Origin of the sequence: Stenotrophomonas maltophilia group sp. Smal17, from assembly GCF_030237045.1 — a bacterium.
GTDB classification, from domain to species: domain Bacteria; phylum Pseudomonadota; class Gammaproteobacteria; order Xanthomonadales; family Xanthomonadaceae; genus Stenotrophomonas; species Stenotrophomonas forensis.
In genome coordinates, this window is record NZ_JASJSU010000085.1 from 1 (window position 1) to 17,423 (window position 17,423).

16 protein-coding genes are annotated in these 17,423 nt (G+C 66.2%); 5 read left to right on the top strand and 11 right to left on the bottom strand.

The features are described 5' to 3' along the window. Nucleotides 1-79 precede the first annotated feature (79 nt). The 3 genes from QRO93_RS17435 to gap form a co-directional block, all read right to left on the bottom strand. The gene (locus tag QRO93_RS17435) at nt 80-1,456 is read right to left on the bottom strand and encodes a DUF3999 domain-containing protein (protein WP_180879960.1); all 1,377 of its coding nucleotides are present in this window, start codon (nt 1,454-1,456) and stop codon (nt 80-82) included. After that, entirely contained in the window at nt 1,453-4,122 is a 2,670-nt protein-coding gene (locus QRO93_RS17440; RefSeq protein ID WP_180879962.1) for a DUF2339 domain-containing protein, read from the bottom strand. Before QRO93_RS17440 ends, QRO93_RS17435 begins: the two co-directional genes overlap by 4 nt. 125 nt (nt 4,123-4,247) lie before the next feature. Then, the gene (gap, locus tag QRO93_RS17445; RefSeq protein ID WP_180879964.1) at nt 4,248-5,252 is read right to left on the bottom strand and encodes a type I glyceraldehyde-3-phosphate dehydrogenase; all 1,005 of its coding nucleotides are present in this window, start codon (nt 5,250-5,252) and stop codon (nt 4,248-4,250) included. A gap of 192 nt (nt 5,253-5,444) precedes the next feature. On the opposite strand from gap, the gene QRO93_RS17450 reads away from it, so the two are divergent. The 3 genes from QRO93_RS17450 to QRO93_RS17460 all read left to right on the top strand — a co-directional run bounded on the left by QRO93_RS17450 (nt 5,445) and on the right by QRO93_RS17460 (nt 8,276). Then, on the top strand, nt 5,445-6,074 hold the full coding sequence (locus QRO93_RS17450) for an OmpW family protein (protein ID WP_180879966.1): 630 nt from the start codon (nt 5,445-5,447) through the stop codon (nt 6,072-6,074). A 571-nt stretch (nt 6,075-6,645) separates the two neighbouring features. Further along, nucleotides 6,646-7,464 (top strand): S1/P1 nuclease, encoded by an 819-nt coding sequence (locus tag QRO93_RS17455; protein ID WP_164087652.1) that lies wholly within the window; start codon nt 6,646-6,648, stop codon nt 7,462-7,464. 11 nt (nt 7,465-7,475) lie between these two features. Next, nucleotides 7,476-8,276, top strand: a complete 801-nt coding sequence (locus QRO93_RS17460; protein ID WP_180879968.1) for an MBL fold metallo-hydrolase — start codon at nt 7,476-7,478, stop codon at nt 8,274-8,276. A gap of 27 nt (nt 8,277-8,303) precedes the next feature. Here the strand turns inward: QRO93_RS17460 and QRO93_RS17465 are convergent, their stop codons facing one another. The 5 genes from QRO93_RS17465 to QRO93_RS17485 form a co-directional block, all read right to left on the bottom strand. Next, entirely contained in the window at nt 8,304-8,777 is a 474-nt protein-coding gene (locus QRO93_RS17465) for a hypothetical protein (RefSeq protein ID WP_180879970.1), read from the bottom strand. A 72-nt stretch (nt 8,778-8,849) separates the two neighbouring features. After that, nucleotides 8,850-9,206: a hypothetical protein gene (locus QRO93_RS17470; RefSeq protein ID WP_154582894.1), complete on the bottom strand. Its 357-nt coding sequence runs from the start codon at nt 9,204-9,206 to the stop codon at nt 8,850-8,852. A gap of 272 nt (nt 9,207-9,478) precedes the next feature. Further along, the gene (locus tag QRO93_RS17475; RefSeq protein WP_180879972.1) at nt 9,479-10,042 is read right to left on the bottom strand and encodes a hypothetical protein; all 564 of its coding nucleotides are present in this window, start codon (nt 10,040-10,042) and stop codon (nt 9,479-9,481) included. Then, nucleotides 10,039-11,280, bottom strand: a complete 1,242-nt coding sequence (locus QRO93_RS17480) for a TonB family protein (protein WP_053450662.1) — start codon at nt 11,278-11,280, stop codon at nt 10,039-10,041. Before QRO93_RS17480 ends, QRO93_RS17475 begins: the two co-directional genes overlap by 4 nt. Further along, nucleotides 11,273-11,638 carry a BlaI/MecI/CopY family transcriptional regulator gene (locus QRO93_RS17485; RefSeq protein ID WP_012481135.1) on the bottom strand — a complete coding sequence of 122 codons (366 nt, stop codon included), beginning with the start codon at nt 11,636-11,638 and terminating at the stop codon, nt 11,273-11,275. Before QRO93_RS17485 ends, QRO93_RS17480 begins: the two co-directional genes overlap by 8 nt. 118 nt (nt 11,639-11,756) lie before the next feature. Here QRO93_RS17485 and QRO93_RS17490 point away from each other — a divergent pair, with 118 nt between their 5' ends. Next, on the top strand, nt 11,757-12,314 hold the full coding sequence (locus QRO93_RS17490; RefSeq protein WP_053450663.1) for a flavin reductase family protein: 558 nt from the start codon (nt 11,757-11,759) through the stop codon (nt 12,312-12,314). A 35-nt stretch (nt 12,315-12,349) separates the two neighbouring features. Next, nucleotides 12,350-14,302, top strand: coding sequence for an acetyl-CoA hydrolase/transferase C-terminal domain-containing protein (locus QRO93_RS17495; protein ID WP_285304298.1), 1,953 nt, complete (start codon nt 12,350-12,352; stop codon nt 14,300-14,302). Between the two features lie 86 nt (nt 14,303-14,388). Here the strand turns inward: QRO93_RS17495 and QRO93_RS17500 are convergent, their stop codons facing one another. The 3 genes from QRO93_RS17500 to tkt form a co-directional block, all read right to left on the bottom strand. Continuing rightward, on the bottom strand, nt 14,389-14,694 hold the full coding sequence (locus tag QRO93_RS17500; RefSeq protein WP_180879976.1) for a HigA family addiction module antitoxin: 306 nt from the start codon (nt 14,692-14,694) through the stop codon (nt 14,389-14,391). An 11-nt stretch (nt 14,695-14,705) separates the two neighbouring features. After that, a complete protein-coding gene (locus QRO93_RS17505; protein WP_080357201.1) occupies nt 14,706-14,984 on the bottom strand; it encodes a type II toxin-antitoxin system RelE/ParE family toxin in 279 nt (92 codons plus the stop codon). A 314-nt stretch (nt 14,985-15,298) separates the two neighbouring features. Then, on the bottom strand, nt 15,299-17,296 hold the full coding sequence (gene tkt, locus QRO93_RS17510) for a transketolase (protein WP_180879978.1): 1,998 nt from the start codon (nt 17,294-17,296) through the stop codon (nt 15,299-15,301). Nucleotides 17,297-17,423: the final 127 nt, after the last annotated feature.

Here is a 17,423-nt window from a genome sequence, read left to right on the forward strand (position 1 = left end):
AGCGCAGCTTTGCAGTCGAGCAAGCTCGACTCTACCGACGCTACGGCCACCCACGAGGGGCTGCGCCGTTCGCTGGAACCTACGCCGAAGGCGCCGGCTTCTGCCGAAGCAGGCTGACCGCCAGCCCACCCACCACCAACACGCCCAGTCCCAGCAACGCCCACAGCAACCACGACTTCCAATCGTGCTGCGGCTTCAGCGCCGCCTCGCCGGCCAGCGGCTCCGGGCTGCCCTCCAGCCGCGCCAGCGTCGGCTGCCATGACGGATCATTGCGCTGGCGCAGTTCCTCGATCAGCACACCGATCGGCGCCTCCATCCGGCGCGCGGTCGAACTGCCGACGGCCAGGGCATACGGCGCCGCGCCCTGGCTCAGGAACACCAGCACCTCCGGCTGGTAGCCCAGGCGCAGCGTAGGCGCGGTAGCCGTTTCGGCAGGATTCGCGACCAGCTTCCAGTAGCGGTCGCGATGCACGCCCCCCAGCGACTGGGCCGCCGACTGCTGGCGTTGGCCCTGCGTGCCCTGCTGCAGCTGGTAAGCGATCCACGGCGCACTGCGACGCTGCCACTCCGCGCCTTCATCATCGCGGCTGAACAACGTCCACTGCACCAGGCTGTTGTCGGCGCTGGCCACGTCCGCACGCGCGACCGGGAATCGACCGTCCAGTTCGAAGGTGTATTCGCCCTTGCCCTTCGAAACCGGCTCCAGAGACAGCCATTCCCACGGCAGCGTGGCCGGGGCAGGCGGCAGTTCGGCCAGCACGCTGTGCAGGGTCGGCAGGCGTGCATCGCCCTGCGCGAGCACGCGCAGGTAGCGTGCCTCACCGTCCACCTGCAGGCGGCGCTGCAGCAGGCGCTTGCCGGCGCGCTGCAGGTCCACCAGCGGAATGTCGCGCCCGACCGCACGCCAGTGTTGCAGATCATCGCTGGCATCCAGCTGCACCTGCGCCTGCAAGGGCTGGCCACTATCGGCCCAGTCCAGCACCAGCGCCGCCACCGGCTGCTGGCCGAGCACGCTGGCGTCGATCAGCCAACCGCCCTGCCCGTTCGCCACCGCACCGCCCCCCACGCGCGCCTCGACGCGGCGTACGCGGCCATCGGTATCGCGTTCGGTCAGCAGCTGCAGATCGTTGCGCTGTGCTTCGGCCAACGGCGGCAGCGCGAACCACGGCAGCTCCCGCTGCACCGGCGGCTGTGCCAGCGGCTGATCCGGCGCCAGCAATGCCGAGGGCAACGATTGCCCCGCCGCATTGAACACCTGCAGATCGCCCAGGTCGGCAGCACCGGCCCGGCGATAGATCGCCGGTTCCAGAACCACCCTGTAGGCGCCGGACTGCGCACTGGACAGCGTCAGCGGCCACTGTTCTGCGTACTGGCTGCGGTAATCGGCAGCCTGCGCCACGACGGCGGCCAGCATGCCGAACATCACCGGCAGCAGCGCCCTGCTCCACTTCCTCATTGTTTTTCCTCCACGGACGGCGCCGCGCTGGGCGGTGCCGGTGCCAGATAACCCACGACCGTGCACAGCAGGCCGTAAGCGATGAACGATGCGATGCCCAACAGGTTGCCCAGGTGCTGGCGATCGACGATGACCAGCTTGGCCAGCACCACCCCCATCAGCACGGCGCCCACCATCCACAACACGCGCTGGCCGCGGCGCGAGCCCCAGACCCAGGCGATCACGCCGAGCACGCTCCACAACACGGTCAGGCTGGTCTGCGCCAGGCTGAAGCGCATCATCGACGCGTCCCACGACAGGCCGCCCCACTGATGCACGCCATGCAGCACCACGCTGGTCAGCGCAACGAAGATGGCCAGTGACAGCAACGGCATGCGGATGTTCAGCAGTGCCTGCGGCGCCTGATCGCTGTACAGCCAGCGCGCCAGCAGCAGCAGGCTCAGCCACTGCGCAAGCTCGGCCGGATTCAACACCGGCAGCCACAGCAGCGGGGCAGCGTCGCCCGGCAACAGCTGGCCCAACAGCCAGCCGATCGAGAGCAGGCCGAACAGCACGCATTGCAGCGGCGTGCGTACGCGGTCGAACGCTTCACCCAACGGCCAGCGCAGCATGTTCCAGCGCCACAACGACAGCGCTGCCATCAGCAGCCACGGCAGCGTGACCAGCAGGGTCGTCCAGCCCTGTGCCAGACCCGCTTCGCCACCGCCCCACAGGGCCAGCAGCGAGAGCAGCGACGGCCACAGCAGCCACCACAGGAACTGCGCGATGCGTGCCACGGTGTTGCCCCCCTGGCGCAGGCACAGCAACGTGCGCACGCCCAGCACCGCGAACAGCGCCCAGGCCAGCGCGCCATAGCCGGCGAACGGCTGGTGGTGGGCATCGCTCTGCAACAGGGCCAGCGGGAAGCCCAACGCCAGCATCGCCAGTGCCGTCACGCCCAGCGCAAGGGCCGGCTGGCGGCGCTGTGCTTCGGCGGCCAGCCATGCCGTGACCGCCACCAGCACCAGCAGCGCATCCACTTCGGTGCGGTACGGGAAGAAGCGGGTGATCTCATGCACCAGGCCACCCAGCCACCACAACAGGCCCCACAGGTAGTAGACCAGTGCGATCTCGTGGCGCGACCGGCGCTGGTAACTCCAGGCCGATGCAAAGCCAGCCACGGCCAGCAGCAACACGCCGATGGCGGTGGGATTGATCAGGAAGCGCAGATCCTCGTGCCAATGATCGCCGCCGGCCACGAAGGCGAATGCAGCGCCGATCTGCAGCAGCGCACCGGACACCTGTGGCAACCAACGCTTCTGGCGCAGCCCCAGCCATGCCAGCCCCGCACCTTCCAGCGCGAATACCGCGCCGGTGGCGCGCGCCGACAGCGCCAGCGGCACCGCCAGCGTGGCAAAGCCCACTGCCAGCACCGCATGCGACTGCGCCAGCACGGTGTACGACGCCCGCCTGATCAGCGCCCACGCCAGCACCGCATAGATCGCGGCCAGGCCCAGCGCGCACAGCGCCAGCGTCATCGGCTGCTCGTGCAACATGCCCGCCTGCAGCGAGAATGCGACCAGCGGCGTGCCGAACACCAGGCTGCCATCGACCAGGTCACGCCGCCCGGCCGGCTGGCGACGCGCGTACAGCAGCGGGATCAGCAGGTAGAACGCGAAGAACAGCAGCAGGAACGGTTCGGTGCTGCTGAACTTGTCCGGCGCGTACTGCAGCACGCCCCAGAACGTACCGATGCCGAACGTGAAGGCGAAGCCCAGCAGGTTCAGCGCGCGCCACGGGCGGAACCAGGCAATGGCGAAGATGCCCGCGTTGAGTACCGCGTAGTAACTGAACAAGCCCACGTGGTTGCCACTGCCGGTGGACAGCCACAGCGGCGCCATGAAGCCGGCGAGGATGCCCAGCACCGCCAGCGTGCGCGAATTCTGCACCACTGCCAGCACGCACAGCCCGGCCACCAGCGCGATCGAGCTGGCGAAGGCGAAGCCCGGCGGAATCAGCTCGAATCGCTTGAACGCCGCGAAGATGGTCAGCAGCAGCACGCCAATGGCGCCGCCCTGCAGGGCCAGCGCGAACATCCGCCGGCGCTCGCGCTGGTGCCAGCCAAACGCGAGCAGCCCCAACGCGCCGACGGTGACGCCAGCCAGGCGCAGTTCGATCGGCAACACCAGCCAACCCTGGTCGCTGACGTACTTCAGGAGCGCGGCGACACCGGCCAGCAGCACCAGCATGCCGATCTTGACCGGTACGTTGCCTTCGGTGAACCAGCGTTTGACCGCACCGATGCCGCGCTCGATGAAATTCGGCAGCGCCGGTTCTGGCGGCAACGGCGGCTGCACCGGCACCGGCGGTACCGGCGGTGGTGCAGCAGGACGGGGCGCAGGTGCCTCGGCGGGCGCGACCTCTCGCACCGGCGGTTCTGGAGGTTGCGGTGCAGCCGCAGCGACCGGCCGCAGGAACGGTGGATCGGCACTGGCCGCGGGCGTGACCACCGGCCGTTCAGGCGCGGGCGTGGTGACGGCCGGCTTGGCAGCGGCAGGCACAGCGGCCATCGCGCTTTCCAGCGCGGCGACACGACGGCGCAGGCCGGCAATCATCACCAACGCCACTACCAGCAGCAGCGGGATGGCCAGCAGGACCAGTACGACCAGGGCTATCAGTGCTTCCATTGCGTGCTTCCATTGCGTTCCCGCGCCCCAGCGGCAGCGGTCGACCGCCCCATGCTACGACAGGGCTGGCCCCATAAACGACGAACCCCGGCCAGGCCGGGGTCCGTCTTCGATCTACACCGGCCTTACTTGGCGGCGATGACCTTGGCCATTTCCAGGCACTTGTTCGAGTAGCCCCACTCGTTGTCGTACCAGGTCACCAGCTTGACGAAGGTGCCGTCCAGGGCGATGCCGGCATCGGCGTCGAACACCGAGGTGCAGGTTTCGCCGCGGAAATCGGTGGCCACCACCTTGTCTTCGGTGTAGCCCAGGATGCCCTTCAGCGGGCCTTCGCTCTGCGCCTTCACTTCAGCGCAGATCTCGGCGTAGGTGGCTTCCTTTTCCAGCTCGACGGTCAGGTCGACCACCGACACGTCCGAGGTCGGGACGCGGAAGCTCATGCCGGTCAGCTTCTTGTTCAGTTCCGGGATGACCACGCCGACGGCCTTGGCCGCACCGGTGGACGACGGAATGATGTTTTCCAGGATGCCACGGCCGCCGCGCCAGTCCTTGTTGGACGGGCCATCGACGGTCTTCTGGGTGGCGGTGGCCGCGTGCACGGTGGTCATCAGGCCGCGCTTGATGCCCCACTTGTCGTTGATGATCTTGGCCAGCGGGGCCAGGCAGTTGGTGGTGCACGAGGCGTTGGAGATGATCGCCTGGCCGGCGTAGGTCTTGTCGTTGACGCCGTAGACGAACATCGGCGTGTCGTCCTTCGACGGGGCCGACATGATCACCTTCTTGGCGCCGGCATCGATGTGCTTCTGCGCGGTTTCCTTGGTCAGGAACAGGCCGGTGGCTTCCAGCACCACGTCGGCGCCGACTTCGTCCCACTTCAGGTTGGCCGGGTCGCGTTCCTGGGTCAGGCGGATCTTCTTGCCGTTGACCAGCAGGTCGTTGCCCTGCACCGACACCTCGGCCTTGAAGCGGCCGTGCACGGAGTCGTACTTGAGCATGTACGCCAGGTAGTCCGGCTCCAGCAGATCGTTGATGGCCACGATTTCGATGTCGTCGCCGAAGTTCAGCACCGCCGAGCGCAGGACGTTGCGCCCGATGCGACCGAAACCGTTGATACCAACCTTGATTGCCATGTTCTCAAGCTCCTGCGGCCGCGACAGGTGCGGCGGGATGGATAGGGCCCACAAGTCTAGCAAACCGGGGCTGGCCACCGTGGGCCAGCGCCTCCGGCGGAAGGCCGGCGGACAGGATTTGATCCGGATCAAAGCGTTAGCGCGGCGTGAGGCCGACACTGGCCCCATCCACCCAGCAACGAGATCACCCCCATGCGCAAGACCTCCCCCCTGATCCTGGCCGGCCTGGCCGCCGCCCTGTCCCTCGCCGCCGCCCCCGCCATGGCCCAGTCCAAGGGCGACTGGACCGTTTCGGCCGGCGTGCACCAGGTGGCGCCGAAGTCGAACAACGGCTGGCTGGCCAACGGCACCCTGAAGGTCGACGTCGACAACGACGTCAAGCCGACCATCACCGGTGAGTACTTCATCGCCGACAACCTGGGCATCGAAGTGCTGGCCGCGCTGCCGTTCAAGCACGACATCAACATCAACGGCCTCGGCCGCGTCGGCAGCACCAAGCAGCTGCCGCCGGTGGTGACCCTGCAGTACCACTTCAACAGCAAGGGCAAGGTGTCGCCGTTCATCGGTGCGGGCGTGAACTACACGACCTTCTTCAGCGAAGACACCACCGGTGCGCTGAAGGACAGCCGCCTGAAGCTGCAGGATTCGTGGGGCCTGGCCGCGCATGTGGGCGTGGACTTCGCGATCAGCGAGAAGGGCGCCCTGCGCGTGGACATGCGCTGGATCGACATCGACAGCAAGGTGAAGTTGAACGGCGAGAAGATCGGCACGGTCAACATCGACCCGCTGGTCTACGGCGCGTCCTACGTCTTCAAGTTCTAAGCGGTGTGTTGAGCGCGGGGGCTTCGCCCCCGCTCCCCCGCTACACGCAAAACCCTCGCAGCATGTTGCCCCGGTGATTGCCGGGGCTTTTTTTTTGTTCTTGAAGAGCAAGAGCAGTTCTGAAGCTGGGCAAGGCGGGGAGCGGAGCCGGGACACGCCGTAAACCCATCCATGGGGGCTCGATGGCGCCATCCATGGCGCCAACGGTCCCGGCCCCGCTCCCCGCCTCGCCCCTTCCCATCACTGCGCGCGTGCCAGCTCAAGCAAAGGCAAGAGCAGAAGCAGAACCTGTACATCCGAGGCGTAATGGTTGCCTGCAATTGCAGGAGGCAGGTTTTGATCCTGCATTTGATTTTGATGTTGCTTTGACCTTTGCATTCGCCTCCGCGGCCATGTCTGATGGGGGCTGCAGGGGCAGGCGCTGCGGGACCGTCCGCGGCATGGATGCCGCGGCCGAGCTTACAGGGATGTACTTGCAGCGTGTCCCGCAGCGCCTGCCCCTGCAGCCCACCCACTTCGAAACAGGAACGCGCCGCTCTTCAATCCACCTACCCCCGGCTAGAATGTGCGCATGAAAGCCCTGCACTCCCTCTTCCTCGCCGCCGCCCTGGCGCCGGCCCTGCTGTCCGTCTCCGCCCCCGCCCATGCATGGGGCGCGCAAGGCCACCGCCTTGTCGCCGAAGTCGCAGACGCCCGACTCACCCCTGCCGCCCGCGCCGAAGTGGATCGCCTGCTGGCCACTGAACCGGACGCCACCCTCGCCAGCATCGCGCCCTGGGCCGATCAGCTGCGCGCCAAGGACCCGGGCCTGGGCCGTCGCTCGGCCGGCTGGCACTACGTCAACATCGCCGAAGACAACTGCCATTACGAAGCACCTAAGCACTGCAAAAACGGCAACTGCATCGTCGAGGCGCTGAAGGCACAGAGCGCCATCCTCGGCGACCGCAGCCTGACCGACGGCGAGCGCCTGCAGGCGCTGAAGTTCGTCGTGCATCTGGTCGGCGACATCCACCAGCCGATGCACGCCGGCTATGCCCACGACAAGGGCGGCAACGATTTCCAGCTGCAGTTCGGCAACCGTGGTACCAACCTGCACTCGCTGTGGGACAGCGGCATGCTCAACACCCGCAAGCTGGACGACGCCGCCTATCTGCCACTATTGCAGAGCCAGCGTGCGCCGAAGCTGGCGCGCCAGTCCAACCCGCAGCGCGACCCGCGGACGTGGGCCGAGGCCAGCTGCCGCATCTCCATGCAAGCTGGCGTTTATCCGGCATCGCGTAAAATCGGCGACGAATACACCGAGCGCTACCGGCCGCTGGCTGAAGCGCAGCTGCGACTGGCCGGTGAGAACCTGGCACAGTTGCTGAACCGCGTGCTCGGCACGCGCTGAGGAGCAATCCAATGCCGGCCCAGGTGCAGTCGTTCTTCCACCGTGACAGCAATACCTTCAGCTACCTGGTCAGTGACCCGGCCAGTGGCGAGGCAGCGCTGATCGACCCGGTCCTGGACTACGACCCGGATACTGACGCCAGCAGCGAATCGCCGTTGCACGCCGCGTTGCAGGCCATCGAGCAACAGGGCCTGCAGCTGCGCTGGCTGCTGGAAACCCATGCCCACGCCGACCATGTGTCGGCCGGGCGCCGGCTCAAGCAGCACTTCCCGCAGGCCACGCTGGCGATCGGCGAAGGCATCCGCGCGGTGCAAGCCACTTTTGCGCCGCGCTATGGCCTGCAGCTGCCAGCGGCCGATGAAATCTTCGACCACCTGTTCAGCGATGGCGAAATCTTTGCGCTTGGCGAACTGCGCGGCCAGGTGATCGCCGTGCCCGGTCACACCAGCGACAGCATTGCCTATCTGATCGACGATGCGCTGTTCACCGGCGACTCGCTGTTCATGCCCGACGGCGGCACCGCCCGCTGCGACTTCCCGGGCGGTGACGCCGCGCAGTTGTACCGTTCAATCCAGCGCCTGCTGGCGCTGCCCGATGCGACGCGCGTGTTCGTCTGCCACGACTACGGCCCGGGTGGTCGCGACTTCGCCAATGAGACCACCATCGGCGAACAGCGCGCGCACAACATCCATGTGCACGCTGGCGTGGCCGAGGCGGAGTTCGTCAGCGTGCGCCAGGCCCGCGATGCCACGCTGGAAGAACCCAAGCTGATGCAGCCGGCGGTGAAGGCCAACATCCAGGGCGGGGCCTGAGGTCCAGGAGGACAGCAAGAGAAGCGCCTATCCGATGCTCGCCTCGTGATAGGTGGTTTCCTCCAACAGGTCATCCTGAGACGTTCCAACAAAGATCTCTCTCGACAGGACCCGGTTTTTACTGAACCGAATACGCACGTTGTAACTCTCTGAGGCATCCCCGCCCTGCAACATCAGGCTGCCGCCCTTGGAGCTGAGATCAATCGTCGCACTGGAAAGATCCACCAGATCGAAATAGGCGGAGCGCGGAACAACCAAGGCAGCACCATTGACTCGGATCTGCAGCGATTGCACTCCTTTGCAGGGGCGCGCGCCTTCGCAGACTACGTAGCGCGGGTCGTCGGCCGTTGTAGCACGAATGCCCAGTCGCACTTCGACCTTCATACCCGGAGATTGCGCGGTCAGAAGCTCCGTTGGCTTGCCCCCGATGTGCACTGAAACCGCTGCAGCCGTCGAGCCTGATGCCAGCATCAGCAGAACGAGTAAAAGCGAACGCTTCATGTGAGATCCCGCGGCGAGAAGAACGGGGTAAGGGCGGGTATTGGCTGCTGGACCTTCGCAGACCCGCTTACCTCAATCCAGTCCACAATCCACTACCAGATCCTTGCGCGTCAGAACGGGAACCTGCGCCGCAAGGTCAACACCCATGAACTGCACGTAGATCAGGCCTTTCTGGTCTGCGCGCTTGTTGCCGAGCAGCACTCGATCCTTACCTCTTGAATGCTCCGTGCCGACCAGCACGAATCCACGGGTCGGGCTCAGATCCCGGTTCCATCGAACGCCATCGTAGGAAGGATGATTCCCGATGTAGACATCAATGTCCTTGCCAGCCAGCTTCAACAATCCCTGTTCAAAATCCAGTCCCGGGGCCTTCACGTGGTAGCTGTCACCGGCCCGAAGGAAAATGCACACCCCGAACTCGCGGCTCATCGGCGTTGGAGCGTCGCCGTCGCGGTGCGTACATGCACCGAGGCAGCCCAGGCAGGCAAGGAAAAGCAGCCTCTTGCTATTGGCTCGCATAGCTGCACCCTCTCACGATGGTTCTGTCCTTCCTGGGATCCAGAACATCTTCCAGATTCTTCCCATCCGGCCTGGCGCCATTGAAGTTGCGGCTCATGGTGCCGCCAGCCACCGGGTTACGCCCGGAACCGGCTATTGTCAACAACCCTCTTACATCTTCGTGCCCGACAGCAAGCCCGCCGCTACCGCCCCTGCATCCGCACCACATGCTGCCCCTTCACGATCTCGAAGGTGAAGGCGTACTGCAGGGTCACCGCCACCGGCTCGATGCGCTCCGCGCCGCGGCAATCGCCGCGATCCGCCGGCACCTTGCCCGGTGCGAAATGGCAGACCGCCGCCGAGGAGTACTTCCACATCGCCACCGCGTACTGAGCCGCCTGCAACAAGGGCGCGTTCTCAGGTGCGGCCCCGGCTGTGCACTCAGCACGATCGGTCAATGGCAGGCTGCGTTCCACACCGCCATCGGCGTCCACCACCACCTGCAGGCAGATGGTGGTCGGTGCCAGTTCCGCGCGCGGATCACGATCACCGACCTCCGGGTCCGGTGCCGCGTAGAGCTGCGGCATCCGGTAGCCCTCGCTCGCGCCCAGCGAGTACGCCTGCACCTGTCCATCGCCGTCGCCGGTCTGCGGCCGCAGGCGCTGGTGGCCGACATTCTCGCTGCGGGTATCGACGGTGGCCAGCCGACCCTGGGTCGCGCACCCTGCCAACAGCGCCGCCATCATCAACAGCGGCGCGCGCTTCACTTCGCGTCCTCGGTGTCGTCCATCGCGAAGGTGATCGGAATACGCACGGCAGCGGCCACCGGCTTACCGTTCTTCATTGCCGGACGATAGGTCCAGCTGCGCGCAGCAGCCACCGATACCGCATCGAACACGCCCGGATTGGTAGCGCTGAGCACCTGGACATCGGCGGGACGCCCCTGTGCATCCACCTCCACGCGCAGGTTCACCACGCCCACCTGGCGTTGTTCGGCCGCAGACTTCGGATAGGACGGCGGCGGCATCTTGTCGACCTGGACGGGTCGGTCCAGCCCAGCCCTGGCTGCGTCTTCCTGAGCGTGTTCAAACGGCTCGACCCCGATCCTCGGCGCTCCCGCCGTACCGCCCTGGCTGGCCCACGCCACCGCTCCCATCCCCAGGCACACCCCGATCACCAGCACCTGGCCCGACACCCACGGCAATGCCTTCCGCTTGGACTGCTTCAACATGGCGATACGCTCCTTCAACACGGGTTGGCTGCGCCAATGGCAGACCGCGGGCGCAACCGGATGGACCAGCTGCGCTTTCAGCAGCGTGCTGGCGTAGAGGCCGCGCAGCGCAGGCTGCGGGGCCATGGTGCGGGCATCACAGGCCAGTTCCTGCTCGCGCAGGAAACGGCGTGCGGCCCAGGGCAACAGCGGGTGGAACCAGAACACCGTGCGCATCAGCAGCAGCGCACCATTGGCCCAGTGGTCACCATTGCGACGGTGGCTGCGCTCGTGCTGCAGGATCAGGTCCTGCTCCTGTGCGCTGAACTGCTGGTCGAACGCCGGGCCGACCACGATGCGCGGCCGCCACAAACCGACCAGCGCCGGCAGCCCGGGATCACCGCTGGCCTGCCAGCTGCCATCGGCACGCGGCCGCAACGGGCCCATGCGCCGCTCGAAGCGCCGCTGTGCACGCAGCTCGCGCAGCAGGCAGACGCCCATCCCCAGTACCCAGGCCACCAGCAGCAGACCGGCCCATGGCAGCGCATGACCGCTCGCGCCCTCGAGGGCGCCCGGCATCACCTTCAGCGGCAGCGTCGGCACCTGCTGCAGCAATGCAACCCGGGGCAACGGCACCAGCAGCGCCACCATCAGCAAGGGCAGCAACCACCAGCTGCGATAGGCCAATCCAGCGCCCCCCAGTCGCACCAGCAACGGCCGCAGCGTGGCCAGCACGACCACGCCCACCGCCAGCCACAGGCTGGCCTGCCATAGTCCGTCGAGCAGCTCAGTCATGGTCCAGCTCCTGGATCAGCTTCTTCAGTTCGGCGATGTCCTGCGCGCTCAGCTGGCCGCGTTCGCTGAAGTGCGCCACCAGCGGTGCCACCCGGCCTTCGAAGACGCGGCCGATGAAGTCCTGGCTCTGTGCCTCCACCCACGCCTGGCGCTGCAGCAGCGGCCGGTAAAGATAGCGCCGGCCATCACGTTCGGCGGCGATCGCGCCCTTGGTCAGCAGGCGGTTGAGCAGGGTCTTGATAGTCGGCTCGGCCCAGTCGCGGTGGGCCAGTGCGGCCACCACCTCGTCGGCGCTACGCGGTGCCTGCTGCCACAGCACCTCCATCACAACGGCTTCGGCTTCGCTGATCGGGGTCATGGTTTACATCCGTAATCGACGAATTGATTACGCGCGTAATCGAACCTCATGTCAAGCCCCTCGACTCCGGGTTCATCCCGGCTGCGCCAGCATCGGTGCCTCCCGCCCCAGGCCCCGGATGAAAGCGCTGCCCAAGGAAGATTTCCCGGTCGAGCAGGCCCGCCGCTTCCTCGAACCCGGTCCGATCGTGCTGGTCAGCACCGCGTGGCGCGGCCAGCGCAACCTGATGACGATGGGTTGGCACATGGTGATGGGCTTCTCGCCTTCGCTGGTCGCCACCTACCTGTGGCACGAGAACCACAGCCACGCATTGGCGCGCGGCAGCGGCGAGTGCGTGATCAATGTTCCCGGCGTGGAGCTGCTCGATACGGTCGTGGACATCGGCAACTGCAGCGGCCGCGAGGTCGACAAATTCGCCCGTTTCGGGCTGGATGCACTGCCCGCGCGCGAGGTCGGCGCGCCGCTGGTCGGGCAATGCCATTCGTGCTTCGAGTGCCGCCTTCATGACGACAGCCAGGTGGAATCGAGCAACCTGTTCATCTGGGAAATCGTGCGTGCGCACGTGGCGCCGCGGCCGAAACTGCCGCGCACGGTGCATTACCGCGGCGATGGGCAGTTCATGGTGTCCGGCGCCGAAGTCTCGCGTCGACGGCGGTTCAAGCCCGACATGCTGTAATGCCGGCACTCCCCCCAGACGCAGGACCGCCCCGAATGACCGAACACCTCACCGACCTGGACGCCGCTGTCGACTGGTTGTTTACGCGCGTGGACGGGCCGCTGCGGATCGGGGCGCCACTGGCACTGGGCAAGCCGCATCGGCTGCTCAATGCGCTGTATGCACGCGTCGAGCAGGATCCGTCGCGGCCACTGCAGCTGTATACCGCGCTGTCGCTGAACCCGCCGAAGGCGCGCGGCAATGGCCTGGAAGCGCGCTTCATGGCCCCGTTCGCGCAGCGCCATTTTGGCGACGATTTCCCGCGCCTGGCCTATGCCGATGCGATCGCGCGCGACGCGTTGCCGGCACATGTGCAGGTGGAAGAGTTCTACATGCAGTCCGGCGCCCTGCTCGGTTCGCGGCAGGCGCAGTCCAGCTATACCAGCCTGAACTACACCCACGCCGCCGATGCGGTCGCCCAGCGCGCGCCGCAGGTGATCGTGCAGAAAGTGGCGATGCGGCCGGATGACCGGCGGCTCTCGCTGTCGTGCAACAACGACATTACCCAGGACACGCTGGATGCCATCGCCGCGCGCGGACTGCCGCGCCCGCTGCTGGTCGCCGAGATCGATCCGCAGCTGCCCTACCTGGGCGGCTCGGCCACCGTCGATGTGTCGTTCTTCGATCTGGTGATCACCCCGCCGCCGCCGTACCCGGCGCTGTTCGGCCTGCCGCGGCAGCCGGTTGGCGATGCCGACTATGCCATCGGCCTGTATGCCAGCACCCTGGTGCGCGATGGCGGCACGCTGCAGATCGGCATTGGTACGCTGGCCGATGCGCTCAGCCACGCACTGGTGCTGCGCCATACCGACAATGCGCGCTATCGCCGCGTGTTGCATGCACTCGACCCACAGCTGGCCAGCCATCCGCTGGTGCAGGAAATCGGCGGGCTGGACCCCTTTGAAGTGGGCTTGTACGGCTGCAGTGAAATGCTCAACGAGGGCTTCCGGCGGCTGGTACAGACCGGGGTGATCAAGCGCAAGGTGCACGACGACCTCGCGCTGATGCAGCGCATCGAGAACGGTAGCACGCTGTCGATCGACCATGCCACGCTGGACGCCGAGGGCGAGTACCTGCACGGCGCGTTCTACCTGGGCTCACCGGAGTTCTACGAATGGTTGCGCACCCTGCCGGAAGACGAATGCCGCGCGATCGGCATGCGCCGCATCAGCGAGATCAACCAGCTGTACGGCGGCAACGAAACACTGGAACGCCTGCAGCGCCGTCATGCGCGCTTCTTCAACTCCTGCATGATGGCCACCGCACTGGGTGCGGCGGTCTCGGACGCGCTGGATGACGGCCGCGTGGTATCCGGGGTGGGCGGCCAGTACAACTTCGTGGCGATGGCACATGCCCTGCCGGAAGCCCGCAGCGTGCTGATGTTCCGCGCCGCGCGCGACGACAAGGGCCAGCGCGAATCCAATGTGCGCTGGAACTATGGCCACACCACCATCCCGCGCCACCTGCGCGACATCTACCTCAACGAATACGGCATCGCCGATCTGCGCGGGTTGACCGACGAGGACTGCGTGCAGGCGATGGCCGCGATCACCGAGGCACCGTTCCAGTCCGGCCTGCTGCAGCAGGCGCACGCCGCGCGCAAGCTGTTGAGGGCCACGCCGCCGGATCCCGAACGCCTGCAGCGCAATACCCCACAGTCACTGGCCGCGGCACTGGCACCGTTCCGCGCCGATGGCAGCCTTCCCGACTATCCGCTGGGTAGCGACTTCAACGAGATCGAGCAGGTGCTGGTGAAGGCGCTGGGCTGGCTGAAGGCCAACACGCAGACCCGTGGCGACAAATTGCGCACGGTGTGGGCGGCGCTGCGCCAACCGGCCGGTGATGGCGATGCGGTGTACCTGCAGCGCATGGGCCTGCAGGCACCGAAGGATTTCGCCGAGCGCCTGGACGCACGCCTGCTGCGCCTGGCGCTGGCGCGCACCGCCTGAAAAAAGGGGACGGAGGGGATTAAGTCGTTTCTGCACAAACGACTTGATCCCCTCCGTCCCTTTTTTCATCCACGCATGGCGCGGATCTACTGTCCGATCCTCGCCGAATCCTCAAGATGCAGGCGGGCAATCGGTGGATGCTCTCGATGCTCGACCTGCCACAGGTCATAGGCCGCCTGCATTGCCAGCCACATGCGCGCATTGCCCAGACCTGCAAGCTCAAGGCGGAATGCAAGCTCCGCGGAGATACCGGCGTGCCCGTTGATGATGGTCGACAGCTGTCCGCGGGAATAACCAAGATGCTGCGCCAGCGCACTGATGGACATGCTGATCGCCGGCAGTATGTCTTCGCGCAGCGATTCCCCGGGATGCGGCGGATCATGCAACGGCATCGAGCAGACTCCTAGTGGTAATCGAGGTAATCGACCAATTCGACGTCGAGCCCACGAAAGCGGAATACCAATCGCCAACTCGCGGAGACACTTACAGCCCAGTAGCCGCTATAGCTTCCGCGCAGAGGATGCAGGCGATTTCCAGGCAAGCCCATGTCTCCAGGACGCTGGGCTTGGTCCAGCTGGTGAAGCAAGCGCCGCAACCGCCCCGCATGATCGGCACGAACGCCTGAAATGTCGCCCCGTTCATAGAGCGCCTTCAGACCCCTGTGCCTGAAGCTGACGATCACGCGGCACCAGTGTAAGGCATCACCTTACACCCCGCAAATCCACCATGGTTTTCTGCGCCGATCTTCTTGTCCATGACCACTTCTGAGGGTGCCTCGGCAGGCCCTCCTTTTCGCAAGGAATGCAGGTCAGATGAAGAGGCCAACGCGACACTGGTGCCGCTGGGTGGAACATTTCGGGCAAAGGAGAAGGGGACGGAGAAGATAAGTCGCATGTGCACAAACGACTTAATCCCCTCCGTCCCCTTTTTCTCCACTCTGAAGAACGAAAAAGGCCGGCGTGTGCCGGCCTTTCCCTTGTTGCACCGCGAGGCGGCTTACAGCGACTTCGCAGCTTCCACCACGTGGGCGGTGGTGATGCCGAAGTGCTTGTACAGCTGGTCGGCCGGGGCCGAGGCACCGAAGGTGTCGATACCGATCACCGCACCGTCCAGGCCGACGAACTGGCGCCAGAAGCCGGTGACGCCGGCTTCCACGGCCACGCGCTTGCGCACGGCGTTCGGCAGCACCGATTCGCGGTAGGCCGCATCCTGGCGCAGGAACACGTCGGTGGACGGCATCGAGACCACGCGGGTCTTGAGGCCGGCCGCATCCAGCTGAGCCTTGGCTTCGGTCGCCAGCGAGACTTCCGAACCGGTCGCGATCAGGATCACGTCCGGGGTACCGGCGGCATCGGCCAGCACGTAGCCACCGCGCTCGATCTGGGCGATCTGCTCGGCGTTGCGCGGCTGGTGCGGCAGGTTCTGGCGGCTGAACACCAGGCAGCTCGGGCCGTCCTGGCGGGTGATCGCGGCCTTCCAGCTCACTGCCGACTCGACCGCATCGCACGGGCGCCACACATCGTTGTTCGGGATGTAGCGCAGCGAGGCCAGGTGCTCCACCGGCTGGTGGGTCGGGCCGTCTTCGCCCAGGCCGATCGAGTCGTGGGTGTAGACGTGGATGGCATGGGCCGGGATCAGCGCGCTCATGCGCACGCCGTTGCGCGCGTAATCGCTGAACACCAGGAAGGTGGCGTCGAACGGAATGAAGCCACCGTGCAGCGCCAGGCCATTGGCAATCGCGGTCATGCCGAACTCGCGCACGCCGTAGTACACGTAGTTGGCGTTGGCGTCGTCGCTGGCGACCGACGTGCTGCCCTTCCACAGGGTCAGGTTGGAGTGCGCCAGGTCGGCCGAGCCGCCGACAATTTCCGGCAGCAGCGGGGCGTAGGCTTCGATGGCCAGCTGCGAGGCCTTGCGCGAGGCGATCGTCGGGCCTTCGGCGGCCACCTGGGCGATGTAGGCATCGGCCTTGGCAACGAAGTCGGCCGGCAGCTCGCCGTGCGAACGACGGGTCAGCTCGGACGCTTCCGCCGGATACTGGCTGGCGTACTTGTCGAACAGCTGCTCCCACTCGGCCTGGCGCAGGGTGCCGGCGCCATTGGCGCGCCAACCGTCGTAGATCGCTTGCGGGATCTCGAACGGACCGTATTCCCAACCCAGCTGCTTGCGGGTGGCTTCCAGCTCGTCCTTGCCCAGCGGTGCGCCGTGGCTGGATTCCTTGCCCGCCTTGTTCGGCGAACCAAAACCAATGGTGGTGCGGCAGCAGATCAGGGTCGGCTTGTCGCTCTGCGACAGCGCGGCCTCGATGCCGGCCTTGATGCTGTCCGGGTCGTGGCCATCAACATCGCGGACCACGTTCCAGCCATAGGCCTCGAAACGCTCCGGGGTGTTGTCGGTGAACCAGCCCTCGACGTTGCCGTCGATGGAGATGTGGTTGTTGTCCCAGAAGCAGACCAGCTTGTGCAGGCCCCAGGTACCGGCCAGCGATGCCGCTTCATGCGACACGCCTTCCATCAGGCAGCCATCGCCCATGAACACCCAGGTGCGGTGGTCGACCACTTCCAGCTCCGGGCGGTTGAAGCGCTGTGCCAGCAGCTTCTCGGCCAGGGCAAAGCCCACGGCGTTGGCGAAACCCTGGCCCAGCGGGCCGGTGGTGGTTTCCACGCCCGGGGTCTCGTGGCGTTCCGGATGGCCGGCGGTGTGGCTGCCCAGCTGGCGGAACAGCTTCAGCTGCTCGATCGGCAGGTCGTAACCGCTCAGGTGCAGCAGCGCGTACTGCAGCATCGAACCGTGGCCGTTGGACAGCACGAAACGGTCGCGGTTGAACCAGTGCGGGTTGCTCGGGTTATGGCGGAGGTAGTCGTTCCAGAGGACTTCGGCGATGTCGGCCATGCCCATGGGCATGCCGGGGTGGCCGGACTTTGCGGTTTCAACCGCATCGGCGGCAAGGAAGCGGATGGCGTTGGCCAACTGGCGACGGGTAGGCTGCGTCATGGTTCTGTCGGAATCGGGAGGCGGCCGCGGACGTGCGGGCGGCCTATTGTCCCATAGTCACCGGGCAGGGGTCAGTTCCAGCTTGCCCGGTCGTGCCGGCCGCTGGCCGGCAGTTGCGCAGAATTCA